This window comes from Microbispora sp. ATCC PTA-5024, from assembly GCF_000511135.2.
GTDB lineage: Bacteria > Actinomycetota > Actinomycetes > Streptosporangiales > Streptosporangiaceae > Microbispora > Microbispora corallina.
The window spans coordinates 896407-913391 of sequence record NZ_KI866522.1 but is presented as its reverse complement, the minus strand read 5'-3'; the positions used below and the strand labels follow the sequence as shown (position 1 = coordinate 913391).

Sequence of the window (16985 nt, the reverse complement as noted above, 5' to 3'; positions counted from 1 at the left end):
CCCCGGTCGCCCGGCCGTCAGGCCCGGGCCAGGAGCGCGTCGACCTGGGCGGCCAGGGGCGGGGCACCGAGCCGGTTGTCGATCTCGTGATGGGGCACGGCCGGTGGCTCGTCCACCCGGATGGCCCGCAGGTAGTCGGCGAAGCGCTCCAGCTTCCGGCCGTCCCTCGCCAGCCCGCGCCGGACCAGCCGCTCCCGCAGGGTGGGGCCGTCGGACCGCACCCACACCAGCCGTACGTCCGGGCCGCCCAGGTCCTCGACCCACCGCTCCCACAGCGCCGCGTCGTGCACCTGCGAGGTGAACGGGCCGCCCAGCATGACCGGGCAGCCGTGCGACCGTATCTCCCGTGCGGTCGCCGTCATGCCGTCGTACTCGTGCCTCTTGACGTGCTCGTCGTACCAGGGGCCCTCGCGCTCGTCCGGGCGTCTGCCGTACGCGGCGAGCGTGGCCTCGACGAAGCGGCCGTACATCGTGTCCTTGTCGAGCAGGGCGGGCACGGGCCGCAGACGGGCCAGCAGGAGCGCGCAGACCGTGGACTTGCCCGCCCCCGGCGGCCCGGAGACCACCCACGACGCGGGCCCGCTCACCGCGTCGCCCGCCGTACGATCGGCGGGCCGGGCTCGCGGCGCGTCGCGCGGGCTCATCGGGGCGGGCCGAACGGCTCGATGGGCGGGTCGGCGTGCGGCCCGGCCGCGCCGTCCCCGCCCACTCTGCGGCCGGCGCTCTCGCTCACCCGCAGGGCGTACAGGCCGCCGCCGGGGTCGACGGGGACCAGGCCGTAGCCCGTGTCCACCTCGTCCTCCTCCAGGCCCAGGGCGCTCATGGCGGACTCCAGGCTCGCGCCCTCCGGGAGCCGCACGGTGATGAGGACCCTCGCCACGTCGCTCCCCCTCGCTCAGGCCGCCCGCGCCGCCCTCCTGCGCAGGGCGGCGAGGATCCCGGCGACGTCCACGACGCCGTACCCGTAGTCGTAGTCATAGCCTACGTCGCTGCGATCATCGGCCGTCCGGCGGAGGAGGGTACGGAGCTGGGCCGGGGACAGCGCGGCGGAGGGCCAGCGGGTGCGGACGGCCGCGACCAGCCCGGCGGCGACCGGGCAGGCGGCGGACGTCCCCGAGTCGGGCTCGTCGGCCCCGAAGGCGCCCGACCCGGCGAAGTGGGTGTAGGAGCACAGGTCGGGCTTGCGCGGGGCGAGCCGGCCCGGCCCCTGGGAGGAGTAGCCGACCCGCTCGCCTTTCGTGTCGACCCCGCCGATCGACAGCACCCGCGGGTGCGAGTTGGCCCCGACGATGGACCGGTCGGGATAGGCGCACCGGCTGTCGGGGCACTGCCGCCCGCAGTTGCCGGCGGCGAACAGGATGTCGGCGCCCGCCTCGGCCAGGCTGCCGACGATCAGGTTGAACGGGTGCGCCGGGTTGTCCGAGTAGTTGCCGGGATGGCCCGGCGGGAAGTCCCACCGCGGGGAGAACGACCCCCAGCTGTTGCTGATCACGAGAGACCGTGAGGCCGCCGGCTGGGCCTCCAGCACGGTCCGCAGGTGGGCGTACGCCGCGAGGGCGTCGGACAGCAGGCCGTCCAGCGTCGTCCCGCCCGACCGGCGCGACAGCAGGACGGGGAGGTCGACGAGCGAGGCCTTCGGCGCGGCGATGAGCGTGTCGAACGCGCACATCGTGCCGTGGTCCACGGCGAACTCCCCGGCCCGGCCGGAGACGCCGGCGGGGTTCCAGCTGCGCTCCCGGTCGACGGTGACCGGCCGGCCCAGGGCCGCCGACACGTGACCGGCGTTGATCCCGGTGTCGGTGATCGCCAGGGGCACGCCGGAGCCGTCGAGGCCCTCCGCGGCGAGGTCGGTCACCCGCAGGAGCCGCTCCACGTCGTGCCAGTCGCCCACCGGCCCGTCGCCGCCGCAGGTGGGCGTGCTCTCGATGACCGGGTCGGCGTACACCGCGACCACGTCCCGCCGGGTCGCGGGCAGCAGCGAGACCCGGGTGGAGATCTCGTCGTCGCCGATCTCCCCGCGCACCACGACGGACGCCTCGTGCGGCGCCATCGAGAACGTCAGCGGCTGGTTCAGCGACAGGGGGTCGCCGCCCGGGACCGCGGGCAACGGGCGGGGCACCGCCACCGGCCCGTAGGACCGGTCGAGCACCACGCCCGGCAGGCCGTCGGCCACGTCGGCGGCCGTCGCCGTGGCCGTGCGGCCGGCGACCGCGGCGACCAGATCGGGGGAGGGACGCAGCTGGATCAGTACGCGCACCGATTTCACTCCGTGACTAGACGATTACGTCGCGTCACAACGATGCGTCATCCGGACGGCGGAGTCCACCGTTTCCACCGGGTTCCGGGGCCTCTCGTGGGGACGGGAGGCCCCGGGGGCGTCAGAACCCGCAGAGCTCCGACAGGCTCTTGGCCGCCTGGTCGTTCGGCGTGGGGGTCCGCCCCGGCGTCGAGAGGCGCGGCGACGGCGTGGACGAGGGCGACGCCGAGCCGGACGGCGTGGGGTCAGCCCCGGAGGCGAGCGCGGACGCGGCCGGGCTCGGCCCGGTCGCCGCGGTCACCTGGTCGGCCATCGACTCGCGGACGGCCTCACGGGTGAGGTTGCGGATCTTCACCCAGTCGGGGTTGCCGGGGTAGATCACCGGCGGCACGAACTGCAGGCTGGTGATCTTGGCGTTCCGCACCTTCATGCCGAGCGGCACCAGGTGCTCCAGCAGGTCGCGGGGGATGTCCGTGCGGAACATGTGGCGGGCGGCCGCCGCGATCTTGGTGAAGTTCGCGAGGACGGTGGCCGGGGTGACCTGGTGCGCGAGGGCGCCGATGACGCAGCGCTGCCGGGCCATCCGGGAGAAGTCGTCGCTGTCCACCCGGGAGCGGCCGTACCAGAGCACCTCCTCGCCGTTCAGTGTCCGGTAGCCCGCCTTGATCGTGCCGGCGGTGCCGAAGTGGCCGCCCCACTTGACGTCCCGCTCGACCCGGATCTTGAGGCCGCCGACCGCGTCGATCAGCGCGGCGAAGCCGAACATGTCGACCATGGCGTAGTAGTCGATGTGCAGGCCGAGGGTGTAGCCGATGGCGTCCTTGAGCGCCTGGGCGCCGCGGTTCTTGCCGCCCATGATCTGCGGGTTGTTGTCCGCGTAGTACCAGACCGAGTTGAGCAGGCCCTGCCCCTCGGCGTTGAAGCCGTCGGGGAACTGCCTGTGCATGGGGCTGGTCGGCGGGAAGCGGACGTACTGGAGGTTGCGCGGCAGGCTCAGCAGCACGGTGTTGCCGGTGGCGATGTTCACGCTCGCGACGGTCATGGAGTCGGTGCGCACGCCGATTCGGTTGCCCGCGGCGTCGCCGCCGATGAGGAGGAAGTTGACCCGCTTACGGCCGTTCCAGGGGTCTTCGGCCCTGATCTGGGACACCGTCACGCCGGGCTCGGGCGCCGTCACCGCGTCGAGCGTCTGGCTCGCCGTCCTGACGTACCCCGCGGTGACGGCGAACGGCGCCATCACGGACACGCACAGCACCCCGGCGACGATGCCCGCCACGATCTGCCCGCCCTGGGGCAGGCGCTGCGGCCGCAGGGCGACGAACGACAGTGCGACGAGCGCGAACCAGGCCACCGCGCACACGCCGGCGCCGATCATGATGGCCGTCAGCGTGCTGCCGCGCACCGCGGCTCCGGCGTCGCCCACGAGGCGCAGGGCGAAGACGACCACGGCCACCAGACCGGCCCCGAACACGCCGAGCAGGGCGAACCCGACGCGGCGGTTGCCGGCCCGCAGGTGCGCCGCGCCGGGGACGACGGCCGACAGGGCCGTCCAGCCGATGAGCGACGCGGTGGTCAGCGGCCTGGCGTAGCGAGGCTCCCGGCCCTTCCGCGGGCGGACGTCCCGGCGCTCGGGCGCCTGCCCGTCCTGTCCCTCGGAGCTCTGCTCCTCCGGGGGACGCCCGGTCTGCTCAGCGGGACCCCCGTCGCCCATGGTTCACCGCACTCTCCTCTGCGAAGGTTGGCTAGGGAGTCTAACCCCCATATCCGGACAATGCCGACGTAAACCCAGCTTTGCGACCTACCGTTACGACACCGAGGCCGCGCCGACCGCCCAGGTGTTGCACTGGTACGCGAGGGGGCGCGTGTACCCCTGCCGGAACCAGGCGGCGTTGCTCCGCGTCGTCCCGTGGTCGCGCGGGCCGCCCGGCGGGTCGCCCAGATGGGTGTACGCCCACAGGAGCGTGTTCCGCTGGGCCGTGGTGATCGGGTAGCTCGCCGCGACCGAGCGCATGAACATCCCGCCGAAGCAGGTCGCCTGAAGCTCGTGCCGGCGGCTGAGACCCATCCGCTCGCTCTGGGAGTGGGCGTCGAGCGTCCGCTCCCACCAGGAGTCCGAGATGCCGGACAGGTTCTGGATGTGATGGCCGTACTCGTGGGCCATCATGCTGATGATGATCCCGTTCCACGAGCCCAGCGAGCCGTACTCCCGGGTCATGGCGCTCGTGGAGGCGTAGATCGTGCGGTTGCTGGGGCAGTAGTACGGCACGTTGCTCCCGGGCGCCGGGTAGTCGCCGCAGGCCCCCCGTCCCCTGGTCCGCGCGATCATGTAGCTCGGCGGCGTCCAGGCGATCCCGACCTTGCGCAGAGCCGGGGCCCACGCCTTGCCCATGCAGGTGCCGGTCTTCAGGATGAGCGCCTTGAACTGGGTGTGGTTGTAGATGCTCGCGCCGCCCGCCGGGCAGTTCGTCCTGGGCAGCCCACCGGCCCGGTAGACCGTGTTGTTCTTCAGGCTCCGGTTGAGCACACGCGGGGTCGGGGGCTTCGTGGGGGCCGCGGTCGGCGGCGACGTCGGCCGCCGGGTCGTGCCCGAGGTGGGCGCGGACGTCGGCTCGTAGGTCGGAAGGGTCGTCTCGCCGTACGTCGGGATCGCGACCGGCGACACGGGTTCGGACCGGTGGGCGGAGCGCAGCAGCGCGCCCGCGACGGCGAGCAGGACGAAGACGACCGCGATCGCCCCGACGAGGCCGCCGATCAGCGCCCCCGCCCCGGACCTGCGCTTGGGCGGACGCCACGCGGGGGCGTACCCGGGCGGGCCGTACGGTCCCGGCGGGACGGGCGGCCGCGGGTACCCCGGCTGTCCCGGGGGCTGTCCCGGGGACTGTCCCGGCCACTGGGGCGGGTACGGCGGTGCGTACGGCGGCGCCGCCGGCCCCCCGGCGCCCGGGTGCCCGGCCTGGGGAAGGGCGTGGGGCGGCGGGAGGACGCTCGGCGGCGGCAGGTTCGGGGCCGGTGGCGTGTTCGGAGGCGGCGGGACGTTCCGGGGTCCGGGCTGCGCGACGTCCGGACCGCCCGGCCACGCGTGGGGCCGCGGACCGGGGTCCCGGAACGCCGGCGGGTCCGGCTGCCGGGGGTATCCGCCGGGCCCCTGCTGCTCCCCGCCCTGCTGGTACGGCACGCCGTGCTGCTGCGGCCCGGCCGGCTGGTACGCCTCACGCGGCTGGAACGGCCCGCCCGGCTGGTACGAGCCCTGCTGGTACGGCACGCCCTGCTGCTGCGCGTCCTGCTGGTACGCCTCGCCCATCGGGTACGAGCCCGGCTGGTGCGGGCCCTGCTGGTGCGGGCCGGGGCCGGGGTACTGCGGCCACCCGGGAGGGGGCGGCGGCGCGGGGACGCCGGGGGTGTGGCCGAGATCCTGCGAGCGGGGCCAGTGGGCGTCCGGCGGCAGGGTGCCCGGCCAGGGAGAACCCGCGGAAAGGGATTCCCGGTCATCCGAATCGTCCCTGTCCGGACCCTGTCCGAATGGTTCAGGGGAATTCGGCCCGGACGAATACGGAGGACGGCCCCGTGGTGGCGGCGGAGGGTACTGCGGCGCCAAGACATCGCCCCCTTCGTCGATTTGGGGCAAAAGAATACTGATTTCCCAGGGGTCACGGATGTAGCAGATGTCGGGTACATTCCGTAATCATCCGAGGTGATCTCTGCGATGTTCCGGAATCGCCGCGCTCGTCTGCCCTAGCGTTTTTCGCATGAATCTGCAGCAGCTCCGTTACGTGGTCGCCACCGCGGAGCACCGCACCATGACCGACGCGGCCAGATCGCTCTATATCGCGCAGCCTGCCCTGTCCCGCGCGATTCGCGATCTGGAACGCGAGCTCGGCATGACGCTGTTCGCGCGTTCCGGGCGAGGGGTCGTCGTGACCGCGCAGGGCCGTCGCGTCGTCAAGCTCGCCCGGGAGGCGCTCGACGCCGTCGCGGAGATCGAGGCGCTGGCGACGCAGGGCAGCACGCCCGGCGCCGAACTGCGCATCGCCTCGACCCCGAGCCTGGAGCCCGGTCTGGCCGGGCGCCTGCTGCCCGCGTACGCGGCGGAGCACCCGGGCATCCGGGTGCACATCGTGCGGTGCGACGGCCGGGAGGCCGTGGTCAGCGCGGTCCGCGAGCAGCGGGCCGACCTCGGCCTCACCGACCTTCCGGTCCCGACCGACCTGGTCAGCCACCCGCTGGAACGCCAGGAGATCGTGCTCATCTCCCCTCCCGGCACCGACCTGCCCGATCCCGTGCCGATGGCGCGGCTGGACGGCATGCGCCTGGTCCTGCCCGCCCCCGGCAGCCCCCGCCGCAGGGAGTTCGACCACATCTTCGTGACGTACGGTGTCCGCCCGATCCCCGCGGTGGAGTCGGACGAGCGCCGCGGGTGGCTGCGGGCGGTGCGCGAGGGGCGGGCGTCCCTGCTCTGGTACCGGGGCATGGCCGACCAGGCGGCCCGCGCCGGCCTGGTGGTCCGCTCGCTCGACCCCTCGCTCAGGAAGATCATCGCCGTGGTTCACGCCCGGCGCAGGCTCCCCGCGATGGCGCAGGACTTCCTCGCCCTCGCCGAAGGCGGATCCGCGGCGTGATTTTCTTTGCAATTTCATTGGAGCGTTCCAAACGCGTGTCCACAGCGGCGGGCAAGGGGCGTCGGCGCCGGCGAGTAGGCTGGCGCCGATGCCTAGTCCGACGTCCGACCAGCCGTCCGTCCTCCGCCTGCGCGGCCGCGCCTTCGGGCCCGGCGACTTCGCGGTCATGGCCGTGGTCAACCGCACCCCCGACTCGTTCTACGACAGGGGCTCGACGTTCGCCTTCAGGGCGGCCGTGGACGCCGCCTCCCGGCTGATCGACGAGGGCGCCGACATCGTGGACATCGGCGGCGTGAAGGCCGGCCCCGGCGCCGAGGTCGACCCGGACGAGGAGATCCGCCGGGTCGCCGAGGTCGTCGCCGCCGTGCGCGACCGCCACCCCGACGTGGTCATCAGCGTGGACACCTGGCGCTCCGAAGTGGCGAAGGTCGTGGCCGAGGCGGGCGCCGACCTCCTCAACGACACATGGGGCGGGGTCGACCCCGGGCTGGCCGAGGTCGCGGCGGCCCACGGCATCGGGCTGGTCTGCGCCCACGCCGGCCGCGTCGAGCCGCGCACCCGGCCGCACCGCATCGCGTACGACGACGTGGTCGCCGACGTGATCGGCTACACCACCGATCTCGCCGAGCGGGCCGTCGCGGCGGGCGTGCGCAGGGACGGCGTCCTCATCGACCCCGCGCACGACTTCGGCAAGAACACCTGGCACTCGCTGGAGGTGAGCCGCCGGCTCGGCGAGATGACCGCCACCGGATGGCCGGTCCTGGTGGCGGTGTCCAACAAAGACTTCGTGGGCGAGGCGCTCGGCGGGCTCCCGGTCGGGGAACGGCACGCGGGCACGCTGGCCACGCTGGCCGTGTCGGCCCTCCAGGGCGCCCGCGTGTTCCGGGTCCACGACGCCGCGAGCGCCCGGAGGACCCTCGCCGTCGTCACCCGCCTCGCCGCCGGCTGACCGGTCGGCGACGCGCTCCTCACGGTCGCGTCCGTTCGCGGTCGCCCGCGCGTCTCCCCGCGGTCGACCGCGCGTCGCCCCTGTCGGCCGCGCGCCCTCGCGGTCGACCGCCCGTCCCTCCTGTCGTCTGCTTGTCCCGCACAGAGGGCCGCGCGCCGCCGGGCGTCAGGCGTACATGACGGACAGGAAGCGGACCAGGATCGCCTCCCGGGTCTCGGCCGGCAGGGCGTCGAGCACCGCGTTGACCGCGGCCATGCCGCCCCCGTCACCTGGGCCGCCCCCGTCACCTTGGCCGCCCCCGTCACCGGGCCCGGCGCCGTCTCCTAGCCCGGTCCCGTCGACGCCGCGGTCTCCCGTCCCGGCGTCGCCCACGCGTGAGGGGCCGAGGTCGATGCCGACCGAGGCGGCGAGCTGGGCGAACGTGGCGTCGTCGAGGGCGTCGAGGTCGAGCGAGGCGATCAGCTCGGGCAGCCCGTCCGGCACCGCCGCCGGGCCCCTGGCCCGCGCCGCCTCCGCCGACCGGGCGATGACGTCGAGCATGGCGTCCACCCCCGACAGCGTCACGCCCGTCACCGTGATGTGCAGGTTGGCGGGAATGCCGGCGTACGAGAGTTGCGGCTGGAGGAACCAGCCGAGCCTGCGCGCCTCGTCGGCGAGTACGAACACGTCGACCTCGGGCGACCCGGCGACGGCGACGAGCGACGTCTCCGGCTCGCCCAGCACCCGCAGGCCGGGGATCGCGCGGATGCCCTCGGCCAGCCGGCGGGTGGCCTCCAAAGTGGTGCGGCCCAGCTCGCGGTAGCCCTCCCGGCCGAGGGACTGCAGGGTCGCCCACGCCCCCGCCAGCGGCCCGGCCGAGCGCGAGCTCTGCACGGTGGCGTTGATGATCGTGTAGCCCGGCCAGGCGGCCGAGGCGAAGTAGGCCCGGCGGCGCAGCCCGGCGTCCCGGAACAGCAGCACCGAGGCGCCCTTCGGCGCGTAGCCGTACTTGTGCAGGTCGCACGAGATCGAGGTGACGCCGGGAACACCGAGGTCGAACGGCGGCACGGCGGCCCCCGCCTCCCGCAGCCACGGCAGCAGCCAGCCGCCCACGCAGGCGTCCACATGGCACAGCACCCCGCGGGAGGCCGCGATCGCGGCGATCTCCTCGACCGGGTCGACCACGCCCTGGGGGTACGACGGGGCCGAGGCGACCACCAGCGCCGTGCGGTCGTCGACGGCCGCCTCGACGGCCGGCACCGAGGCGCGGAACGTCACGGGGTCCACCGGCACCGGCACGATCTCCATGCCGAGGTAGTGGGCGGCCTTGTGGAACGCCGGGTGCGCGGTGACCGGCAGCACCACGCGGGTCGCGCCGGGGCGCGCGTCCCTGGCGGCCTTCACGGCCAGCATGATCGACTCGGTGCCGCCGCTCGTGAAGATCCCCGGCGCGCCCGGCCGCCCCAGCAGCTCGGCGGCGGCCGCCACGACCTGCCGCTCCAGCGCCACCATGCTGGGGAACGCCGTCGGGTCGAGCATGTTCACCTCGAGCATCTCCGCGTACGCCCGGTGGGCGGCGTCGTGCACCTCGGGCCGTCCGGTGTCGTAGACGTACGCGGTGACCGTGCCGCCCCGGACCGGCAGGTCGGCGGCCTTGAGCGCGGTCAGCTCGGCGAGCAGGTCGTTGACGGGCCTGCCGTACTCGGGAAGCAAATGGGTCTCCTCAGGCGTGGTGCGTGGGGCGGTCAGCCAGGGGGAGCCGCACGACGGCGCGCAGGCCGGGGGCGGCGTCCTCCAGGTGGACCGTACCGCCGTGGGCCTCCACCGTCGTCCGGACGATGGCCAGCCCGAGCCCGGCGCCCCCGTCGTCCCGGCTGCGGGCGCTGTCGAGGCGGGTGAAGCGGTCGAAGACCCGCTCCCGGTCCTCGGCCGGGATGCCCGGGCCGTCGTCGGCGACCGTCAGCTCCGCCGTGTCCCCGTCCGTGCGGACCGCGACCGACACGGCCGACGCCGCGTGCCTGAGGGCGTTGTCGACCAGGTTGGTGAGCACCCGCCGCAGGTCGAGGCCGTCGCCCAGCACGACGGCGGGGGAGGGCGCGTCGAGGGCCAGTCCGTGCCGCTCGGCCGTGCCCCGGGCCAGCGCGGCGAGGTCGACCGGCTCGCGCCGCCCGGGGCGGCCCTCGTCGAGCCGGGCGAGGGCCAGCAGGTCCTCGGCCAGTCGGGACAGCCGGAGCGTGTCCTCCAGCACCCCCTCCGCGGTCTCCTTCCAGTCCTGCCCCTCGGGGTGGCTGAGCGCGACCTCCAGTTGGAGGCGGATGCTCGCCAGCGGGCTGCGCAGCTCGTGCGCGGCGTCGGAGACGAGGGCGCGCTGGCGGGCGTCGGCGTCCTCCAGGCGTCCCAGCATGTCGTTGAGCGTGGTGGCCAGGGAGTGGACCTCGTCGCGGGCCTCGGGGACGGGCAGCCGCCGGGACCGCGCCGTCCCGCTGATCTCGGCCGCTCCGCGGCGCAGCAGCGCGATCGGGCGCAGCGTCCGGCCGATCACCAGCCACGACGCCCCCGCGAGCAGCGCGAGCAGCAGCGGCATCCCGACCAGCAGCACGTGCCCGGTGGTGGTGAGGCCGCCCTCCACCTCGGCGAACGACCGCGCGGCGACGACCGTCACGCCGTGGTCCGCGCTGAGCGCCCGCACCCGCAGCGGCCCCGGGATCGCGTACGGCCGGCCGTCGAGGAAGCGGGCCGACCCCGAGCGGACGGCCTCGGCGCGCTCGCGGGCGCCGAGCAGCGGGACGAGCCTGTCGGTGTTCGGGGTGGCGTCGACGATCCGCCCGTCCGGCCCGATGACCTGGACGATCGTGTTGTCGACCGAGACGACAGGGTCGGGCAGGCGTCCGGCGTCGGACAGCGCCGAGACCTCCCTGGCCCGCTGGTAGACCTCGTCGTCGATGGTCCGCATCAGGGCCCGGCCCAGCACGCCCACGAAGACGTACGCCGACAGGGCCAGCGCGAGGGCCAGCACGGCGGTCGAGACCGTCGTCAGCCGGAAGCGCAGGCTCTGCCGCCGCCACCAGCCGAGGGGGTCAGCCGCCATCGCTCACCAGCCGGTAGCCGGCCCCGCGCACGGTCTGGACCGCGCTGCGCCCGAACGGCGCGTCGATCTTGCGGCGGAGGTACCCGACGTAGACCTCGACCACGTTGGGGTCGGTGTCGTAGGTGTCCCACACGTGCTCGAGGATCTCGGTCTTCGACACGACCTCGCCGTGCCGCCGCATCAGGTACTCCAGGAGGGCGAACTCGCGCGGCGTCAGCTCGATCGAGGCGTCGCCCCGGGCCACCTGCCGGCGGGCCGGGTCGAGGGACAGGTCGCCGGCCCGCAGGACGGCCGGGCGGCGGCCGCCGCCGCGCCGCAGCAGGGCGCGCAGCCGCGCCACCAGCACGACGTACGAGAACGGCTTGGTCAGGTAGTCGTCGGCGCCGAGGTCGAGCCCGTCGGCCATGTCGTACTCGCCGTCCTTGGCGGAGAGCATGAGCACCGGCACCCAGTTCTCCTCGGCGCGCAACTGCTTGCACACGTTGTAGCCGGACAGCCGCGGCAGCATGATGTCGAGCACCACGATGTCGTACTCCCCGACGCGCGCCAGGTGCAGGCCCTCGACGCCGTCGTGCGCGAGGTCCACGGCGAACCCCTCGGCCTGCAACCCCCGCTTGAGGGCCGCCGCCATCCGCCGTTCGTCCTCCACCACCAGAACCCGCATCGCCCCATAGTGGACCCATTCCGGCATCGGTGCCTGAGAGGGCTCTCAGGACGTCTCAGCGTCGGCACAGGACCGGCCCAGCAGGCTCGGGAATGTCAGTCCGCCGCACATGATGGAGATGTGAGATGTCCAAGAGAGCACGCGCCGTGAGGTGGGGAGTGCCGGTCGCCGCGGTCGCCGTGGTCGCGGCCGCCGTCGGGACCGGCCCGGTGATCGCCGCCGTCCAGGGCGACCCGTCCCTGCCCGACCGCACCGCCCAGCAGCTGCTCGCCGACATGGCCGGCTCGTGGAGCTCCCGCAAGGTCCCCGCGATGTCCGGCACGGTCGTCGAGACGGCGTCCCTCGGGCTCCCGGCGCTGCCGGGCCTCTCCGGTGGCGGCGCGAGCGCACTGTCGCTGCTGTCCGGATCCCACCAGCTCAAGGTCTGGTACGGCGACGAGGACCGGGTGCGGCTGATGCTGCCGGGCGAGATGAGCGAGACCGACCTGATCGTCAACGGTGACCAGGTGTGGCTGTGGGACAGCGCCGCCAACACCGCCACCCACTTCACCGGCCACCCCGGGGCGGCGACCGGCTCGCCCGTGCCGCTGCCGTCCGCGGCCTCGCCGCTGCCGACGGCGCTCACGCCGCAGCACGCGGCGCAGGAGGCCCTCAGGGCGGCCGGCGGCGACACCCGGATCACCGTGGCCGGAGACGTCACCGTCGCGGGCCGGGCCGCCTACCAGGTCGTCCTCACGCCGAAGACCGCGACCTCGCTGGTGCGGGACGTCCGCGTGGCCATCGACGGGGAGACGCTGATCCCGCTGCGCGTCCAGGTGTACGCCAAGGGGGCCGCCGAGCCCGCGTTCGAGGTGGGCTTCGACTCGGTCACGTTCTCGGCCCCGGCTCCGGAGAACTTCACGTTCACCCCGCCGGCGGGGGCCAAGGTCGAGGAGGGCAGGGCGTCCGCGGCGGCCGGGCACGAGGCCGACAAGGCGAGGGAGGCCGCCGACGGCACCCGGATCGCCGGGTCGGGCTGGGACAGCGTCCTGGTCACCTCGCTGCCGACGGCCGACGCGAAGGGCGGGAGCGGCGCGAGCCCGGCGGACGGCGCGAGCGGAAACGGTGCGAGCCCGGCGAACGGCGCGGGCGGAAACGGCGCGAGCGCGGACGGCGCGAGCCCGGCGAGCCTGCTCGACACCGCGCTGCGGTCGGCCACGCGCGTCAGCGGCCCCTGGGGGAGCGGCCGCCTGCTGCGGACCAAGCTCCTGTCGGTCCTCCTGACCGACGACGGCCGCCTGGTCGCCGGGGCGGTCACGCCCGAGGCCCTCTACAAGGCGGCGGGTGCGGCGCGATGACCGGTCTGCCGACGAGCGGGGGCGCGACGGCGTGCCCCGGCGAGCCCGCGGGCGGGGACCCGTGGGCGCGGTGAACGCGGCGGGGGCGCTCCTCGGGGCGCCCCCGCCCCTCCCCGGTGACCCGCCCGGCGACGCCGGCGTCCGCGGTGGGCACGCCATCGCCACGACCGGCCTCACCAAGCGCTTCCGCGGGGGCCAGGTCGCCGTCGACGCCGTCGGCCTGGCCGTGCCGCGCGGCTCGGTGTACGGCTTCCTCGGCCCGAACGGGTCGGGCAAGACGACCACGATCCGCATGCTGCTCGGCCTGGTCGCGCCGACGTCCGGCGACTGGTCGCTCCTCGGGGAGGCCATGCCCGCCGGGCTCGCCCGGTCCCTGCCGAGGGTGGGGGCCGTGGTGGAGGGGCCGGCGTTCTACCCGTACCTGTCGGGGGAGGCCAACCTGCGCCGCTTCGACGCGGCCGACCCGGCGGCCGACGGCCGGACCGTGCGGCGGCGGGTGGGGGAGGCGCTCGAGCGGGTGGGGCTGTCGGCCGCCGCGGGCAAGCGCTACCGGGCCTACTCGCTCGGCATGCGCCAGCGTCTCGCCATCGCCGCCGCGCTGCTCGCGCCCCGGGACCTGCTCGTGCTGGACGAGCCGACCAACGGGCTCGACCCGCAGGGCACGCGGGAGGTGCGGACGCTCATCAAGGAGATCGCCGCGGAGGACACCACGGTGTTCGTCTCCTCCCATCTGCTCGCCGAGGTCGAGCAGATGTGCACCCACGTGGGCGTGATGCGGTCCGGGCGGCTGGTCGCCCAGGGCCCGCTCGCCGGCCTCCGTGCGGGCGGTGGCGGGCCGCGCCTGCGCGTGGAGACGGCGGACGCGGCCGAGGCGGCGGCCCTGCTGGAGTCGGCCGGCCTGACCGGCGTCTCGGCGGCGCTCGCCGACGGGATCGGCGAGGTGACGGCCGACCTCGGCGACGCCGTGCCGGAACGCCTGTGCGCCCTGCTGGTGACCGAGGGCGTGCGGGTGCGCGGGTTCGGGGTGGTCCGGCCCAGCCTGGAGGACGTCTTCGTCGGCCTGACGGGGGAGGGGTTCGATGTCGGCGCGTGAGACGGTGCGCGAGACGGTGACGGAGGAGACCGCGATGCCGGTGGCGGACGACGCGGCCGGCCGTACCGGCGGGAACACCACGACGGCCACGCCCGTGTCCATGCCCGTGTCCATGCACGTGTCCGGGCACACGGCTGCTCACACGGCGCGGCTGCTGGCCTCCGAGATCGGGCTGACGTTCCGCCGGCCCCGCAACCTCGCCATGCTCGGCGTGCTCGCGGCCGTGCCCGTGCTGATCGGGGTGGCCGTGCGGGTCGCGTCCCGCGGCGACGGAGGGTCGCTGATCGGGCAGGTCGCGGGCAACGGGCTGGTGCTGACGTTCGCCGCGTTCCTCGTGATGCTGCCGCTCGTGCTGCCGCTGGCGGTCGCGGTGGTGGCGGGCGACGCCGTCGCGGGGGAGGCCGGGCAGGGCACGCTGCGCTACCTGCTCGTGGCGCCCGCGGGCCGGACCCGGCTGCTCGCGGTCAAGTACGCCGACGTGGTGGTGTTCTGCCTCGCGGCGTGCGCGCTGGTCGCGCTGTCGGCGCTGGCCGTGGGGGTGGCGCTGTTCCCGGTGGGCCCGGTCACGCTGCTGTCCGGCACCACGGTCTCCGCGGCCGAGGGGCTGCTCCGGGTGGGCCTGGTGGCGCTGTACTCGGCGGCCGGCATGGCCGCCCTCGGCGCGGTCGCGCTGGCCGTCTCCACCCTGACCGAGGCGGCGATCGGCGCGGTCGCGGCGAGCGTGGTGCTCGTGGTGGTCAGCCAGGTCGTCGGGGCGATCCCGCAGATCGCGGTGGTCCGGCCGTTCCTGCTGACGTCGTGGTGGAGTTCGTTCGACGGCCTGCTGCGCGATCCGATGGCGACCGACGAGATGGGACGCGGCCTCCTGGCCTTCCTGGCGTACATCGTGATCTTCGGGTCGATCGCCTGGTCGCGGTTCACCTCGAAGGACATCACGGCATAAGTGGTGCCACTTGACGGTCTTTGTCGCTAATGTTGCCGCGGACCTCTCACGTAGGCGGTGTGCATGCGGCACTTCTTCGGGCTGCTCCTGGGCGTTGTGGTCGGCGCGGCCGTCCTCCTCGGCGGGGGATGGGCCTCCCAGGAGGCGGTCAGGGGGGCCGCCCTGAACGTCGACCCGGCCAAGGACACGCGGATGCTGGTCGCCATCGGCGTCATGGCCGTCGTGGGCCTGCTGGTGGGGCTCGTCCTGGTCACGCGGGTCTCCCCGCTGGCGACGTTCCTCCCGTCGATGGCCCTGCTGGCGTGGACGGTCGTCTACGTCCTCGACGTGTCCCGGGCGGCGAGTCTCGCGCCGACCGGGACGGCCGTGCAGCAGGACCTCGCCGAGGCCGGGCGCGGCATGCTCACCCTCCTGTCCACCGGCGTGTACGGCCTGCTGGGCATCGCCCTGTTCGTCCCCGTCCTCATGCCGTCACGCTGGGCGGGTCGCCCGAGGGACGAGGAGCAGGAGGAGTACGAGGAGACGCTGGGCTATTGAGGTAGAGGTGGGCGACGACGTCCTCGATCGACGTCTCGCCGGGCACCAGCGCCCGCAGGTCGTCCACCGTGCCGTCGAAGGCGAGCCGGCCGTGGTCGATCAGCAGCACCCGCCGGCAGAGCCGTTCGACGTCGCCCAGGTCGTGCGTGGTCAGCAGGACGGTCGTGCCGCGCTCGGCGTTGAGCCGCCGCAGGAAGTCGCGCACGCCCGCCTTGCTCACCACGTCGAGCCCGATCGTCGGCTCGTCCAGCACGAGCAGGACCGGGTCGTGGAGCAGGGCGGCGGCGATGTCGCCCCGCATCCGCTGGCCGAGGCTGAGCTGCCGCACCGGCGTCGCGAGGAACCCGCCCAGGTCGAGCAGCTCGGCGAGCTCGCCGAGCCGCCGGCGGAACACCTCGCGATCTACTTTGTACAGGAGCCGGACCAGTTCGAAGCTGTCCTTGAGCGGCAGGTCCCACCACAGCGTCGTCCGCTGGCCGAACACCACGCCGATGCGGCGGGCGAGACCCGTCCGGCGGCGTGACGGGTCGAGCCCGGCCACGGTCACCCGCCCCGATGTGGGCGCGAGGATGCCGGTGAGCATTTTGATCGTGGTCGACTTGCCCGCGCCGTTCGGCCCGAGGCAGCCCACGAACTCCCCGGCCTCGATCCGGAACGACAGGTCCCGCACGGCGTGCACGACCGAGCCGCGCACCTTGAACGTCCGGCCCACGGCCGTTGCCTCGATCATTCAGCTCCCCGTCGATCGGTAGCGGCGGATCCCGGCGCGCCAGGCGAGCGCGGCGGCGCCCGCCAGCGCCAGCGCGGCGGCCGGGGACAGAAAGCGCAGCAGCGGCGGCAGGCCGAGCGGGTCCTCGCGGCCGAGCACGTAGAGCCCGGGCTGCCAGTTGACGAACGCCAGAGGCAGCACGTAGGTCACGCCCCGCACGAGGTCGGCGCCGTACACGTTCAGCGGGTACTGAGTGAGCTGCGCCCCGCCGTACGTGAAGGCGTTGGCCACCTCGGGCGCGCCGGTGAGCAGGAACTGCACGGCTCCGCTGAGCGCGAAGAGCGCGGCGAAGATCACGATGCCCGACGCGACCATGACGGGGATCATCCAGGCCCGCCCGGGAGGCACGCCGAGGCGGGACAGGGCCAGGCCGAGCATCACGGCCCCCTGGACGACCCGGCCGACCCGGTGCGGGACGAACTGGTCCACCGCCACCTGGACGAACGGGCTGACCGGCCGGATCAGGAACACGTCCAGGGTGCCCGACCGGATGTGCCTGCTGATCCTGTCGACGTTGCCGAACAGCAGGTCGGCGATCGTGAACGCCAGCGACGAGGCGCCGTACAGGAACATGACCTCCGCGACGCCGAAGCCGGCCAGCGACCTGGTGTTGGCGAAGATGACCCAGATGACGGCCGCGTCGAGGCCGCTGGTCACGAACCCGGCGGCCGTCATCACGGCGAACGAGAGGGGGTACTGCGCGGCGGCCCGGGTCCAGGCCCAGGCGAGCAGCGCGTAGATCCTAACCACGGC

At 74.3% G+C, this 16985-nt stretch carries 16 protein-coding genes; 6 read left to right on the top strand and 10 right to left on the bottom strand.

Annotation, left to right across the window (positions count from 1 at the left end):
* Positions 1-17: 17 nt before the first annotated feature.
* The 5 genes from MPTA5024_RS04205 to MPTA5024_RS39235 form a co-directional block, all read right to left on the bottom strand.
* Positions 18-644: an AAA family ATPase gene (locus MPTA5024_RS04205; protein ID WP_084369408.1), complete on the bottom strand. Its 627-nt coding sequence runs from the start codon at positions 642-644 to the stop codon at positions 18-20.
* Complete coding sequence (locus MPTA5024_RS04200; protein WP_036320031.1) at positions 641-880, bottom strand: hypothetical protein; 240 nt, start codon at positions 878-880, stop codon at positions 641-643. Before MPTA5024_RS04200 ends, MPTA5024_RS04205 begins: the two co-directional genes overlap by 4 nt.
* Before the next feature lie 15 nt (positions 881-895).
* Positions 896-2257 carry a S8 family serine peptidase gene (locus MPTA5024_RS04195; protein ID WP_036320029.1) on the bottom strand — a complete coding sequence of 454 codons (1362 nt, stop codon included), beginning with the start codon at positions 2255-2257 and terminating at the stop codon, positions 896-898.
* Between the two features lie 121 nt (positions 2258-2378).
* The gene (locus MPTA5024_RS04190; RefSeq protein WP_036320027.1) at positions 2379-3968 is read right to left on the bottom strand and encodes an LCP family glycopolymer transferase; all 1590 of its coding nucleotides are present in this window, start codon (positions 3966-3968) and stop codon (positions 2379-2381) included.
* 93 nt (positions 3969-4061) lie between these two features.
* The gene (locus MPTA5024_RS39235) at positions 4062-5558 is read right to left on the bottom strand and encodes a neutral zinc metallopeptidase (RefSeq protein WP_084369407.1); all 1497 of its coding nucleotides are present in this window, start codon (positions 5556-5558) and stop codon (positions 4062-4064) included.
* Between the two features lie 445 nt (positions 5559-6003).
* Between MPTA5024_RS39235 and MPTA5024_RS04180 the strand changes: the two genes are divergently transcribed.
* Both MPTA5024_RS04180 and folP read left to right on the top strand, forming a co-directional pair.
* Positions 6004-6873, top strand: a complete 870-nt coding sequence (locus MPTA5024_RS04180; protein WP_036320026.1) for a LysR family transcriptional regulator — start codon at positions 6004-6006, stop codon at positions 6871-6873.
* Between the two features lie 88 nt (positions 6874-6961).
* Positions 6962-7822: a dihydropteroate synthase gene (folP, locus tag MPTA5024_RS04175; RefSeq protein ID WP_036320024.1), complete on the top strand. Its 861-nt coding sequence runs from the start codon at positions 6962-6964 to the stop codon at positions 7820-7822.
* A 165-nt stretch (positions 7823-7987) separates the two neighbouring features.
* Here folP and MPTA5024_RS04170 read toward each other — a convergent pair whose 3' ends face one another.
* Genes MPTA5024_RS04170 through MPTA5024_RS04160 form a run of 3 tightly spaced genes read right to left on the bottom strand, consistent with a single transcriptional unit; the run spans position 7988 to position 11553 of the window.
* Positions 7988-9514: a pyridoxal phosphate-dependent decarboxylase family protein gene (locus MPTA5024_RS04170; RefSeq protein WP_036320023.1), complete on the bottom strand. Its 1527-nt coding sequence runs from the start codon at positions 9512-9514 to the stop codon at positions 7988-7990.
* Positions 9515-9524: 10 nt separating this feature from the next.
* The gene (locus tag MPTA5024_RS04165) at positions 9525-10889 is read right to left on the bottom strand and encodes an ATP-binding protein (RefSeq protein ID WP_036320022.1); all 1365 of its coding nucleotides are present in this window, start codon (positions 10887-10889) and stop codon (positions 9525-9527) included.
* Complete coding sequence (locus MPTA5024_RS04160) at positions 10879-11553, bottom strand: response regulator transcription factor (RefSeq protein WP_036320021.1); 675 nt, start codon at positions 11551-11553, stop codon at positions 10879-10881. Before MPTA5024_RS04160 ends, MPTA5024_RS04165 begins: the two co-directional genes overlap by 11 nt.
* Before the next feature lie 125 nt (positions 11554-11678).
* On the opposite strand from MPTA5024_RS04160, the gene MPTA5024_RS04155 reads away from it, so the two are divergent.
* From MPTA5024_RS04155 to MPTA5024_RS04140, 4 genes are all read left to right on the top strand, one after another.
* Positions 11679-12890, top strand: a complete 1212-nt coding sequence (locus tag MPTA5024_RS04155; RefSeq protein WP_036320019.1) for a LolA family protein — start codon at positions 11679-11681, stop codon at positions 12888-12890.
* 61 nt (positions 12891-12951) lie between these two features.
* Positions 12952-13983, top strand: a complete 1032-nt coding sequence (locus MPTA5024_RS04150) for an ABC transporter ATP-binding protein (RefSeq protein ID WP_036320017.1) — start codon at positions 12952-12954, stop codon at positions 13981-13983.
* Positions 13970-14926, top strand: a complete 957-nt coding sequence (locus MPTA5024_RS04145) for an ABC transporter permease subunit (protein ID WP_063794617.1) — start codon at positions 13970-13972, stop codon at positions 14924-14926. Before MPTA5024_RS04150 ends, MPTA5024_RS04145 begins: the two co-directional genes overlap by 14 nt.
* Positions 14927-14989: 63 nt before the next feature.
* A complete protein-coding gene (locus MPTA5024_RS04140; RefSeq protein WP_036320014.1) occupies positions 14990-15463 on the top strand; it encodes a hypothetical protein in 474 nt (157 codons plus the stop codon).
* Here MPTA5024_RS04140 and MPTA5024_RS04135 read toward each other — a convergent pair.
* Both MPTA5024_RS04135 and MPTA5024_RS04130 read right to left on the bottom strand, forming a co-directional pair.
* Positions 15390-16193 (bottom strand): ABC transporter ATP-binding protein, encoded by an 804-nt coding sequence (locus MPTA5024_RS04135; protein ID WP_051457684.1) that lies wholly within the window; start codon positions 16191-16193, stop codon positions 15390-15392. The genes MPTA5024_RS04140 and MPTA5024_RS04135 overlap by 74 nt on opposite strands.
* On the bottom strand, positions 16194-16982 hold the full coding sequence (locus MPTA5024_RS04130) for an ABC transporter permease (RefSeq protein WP_036323100.1): 789 nt from the start codon (positions 16980-16982) through the stop codon (positions 16194-16196).
* Between the last annotated feature and the right edge of the window lie 3 nt (positions 16983-16985).

Bases quoted from the DNA above. Each gene is read 5' to 3' on its own strand.
- MPTA5024_RS04160 (WP_036320021.1), bottom strand. From the start codon at position 11,553: ATGCGGGTTCTGGTGGTGGAGGACGAACGGCGGATGGCGGCGGCCCTC.
- folP (WP_036320024.1), top strand. From the start codon at position 6,962: ATGCCTAGTCCGACGTCCGACCAGCCGTCCGTCCTCCGCCTGCGCGGC.
- MPTA5024_RS04180 (WP_036320026.1), top strand. From the start codon at position 6,004: ATGAATCTGCAGCAGCTCCGTTACGTGGTCGCCACCGCGGAGCACCGC.
- MPTA5024_RS39235 (WP_084369407.1), bottom strand. From the start codon at position 5,558: ATGGGCGAGGCGTACCAGCAGGACGCGCAGCAGCAGGGCGTGCCGTAC.
- MPTA5024_RS04155 (WP_036320019.1), top strand. From the start codon at position 11,679: ATGTCCAAGAGAGCACGCGCCGTGAGGTGGGGAGTGCCGGTCGCCGCG.
- MPTA5024_RS04205 (WP_084369408.1), bottom strand. From the start codon at position 644: ATGAGCCCGCGCGACGCGCCGCGAGCCCGGCCCGCCGATCGTACGGCG.
- MPTA5024_RS04165 (WP_036320022.1), bottom strand. From the start codon at position 10,889: ATGGCGGCTGACCCCCTCGGCTGGTGGCGGCGGCAGAGCCTGCGCTTC.
- MPTA5024_RS04145 (WP_063794617.1), top strand. From the start codon at position 13,970: ATGTCGGCGCGTGAGACGGTGCGCGAGACGGTGACGGAGGAGACCGCG.
- MPTA5024_RS04135 (WP_051457684.1), bottom strand. From the start codon at position 16,193: ATGATCGAGGCAACGGCCGTGGGCCGGACGTTCAAGGTGCGCGGCTCG.
- MPTA5024_RS04190 (WP_036320027.1), bottom strand. From the start codon at position 3,968: ATGGGCGACGGGGGTCCCGCTGAGCAGACCGGGCGTCCCCCGGAGGAG.
- MPTA5024_RS04140 (WP_036320014.1), top strand. From the start codon at position 14,990: ATGCGGCACTTCTTCGGGCTGCTCCTGGGCGTTGTGGTCGGCGCGGCC.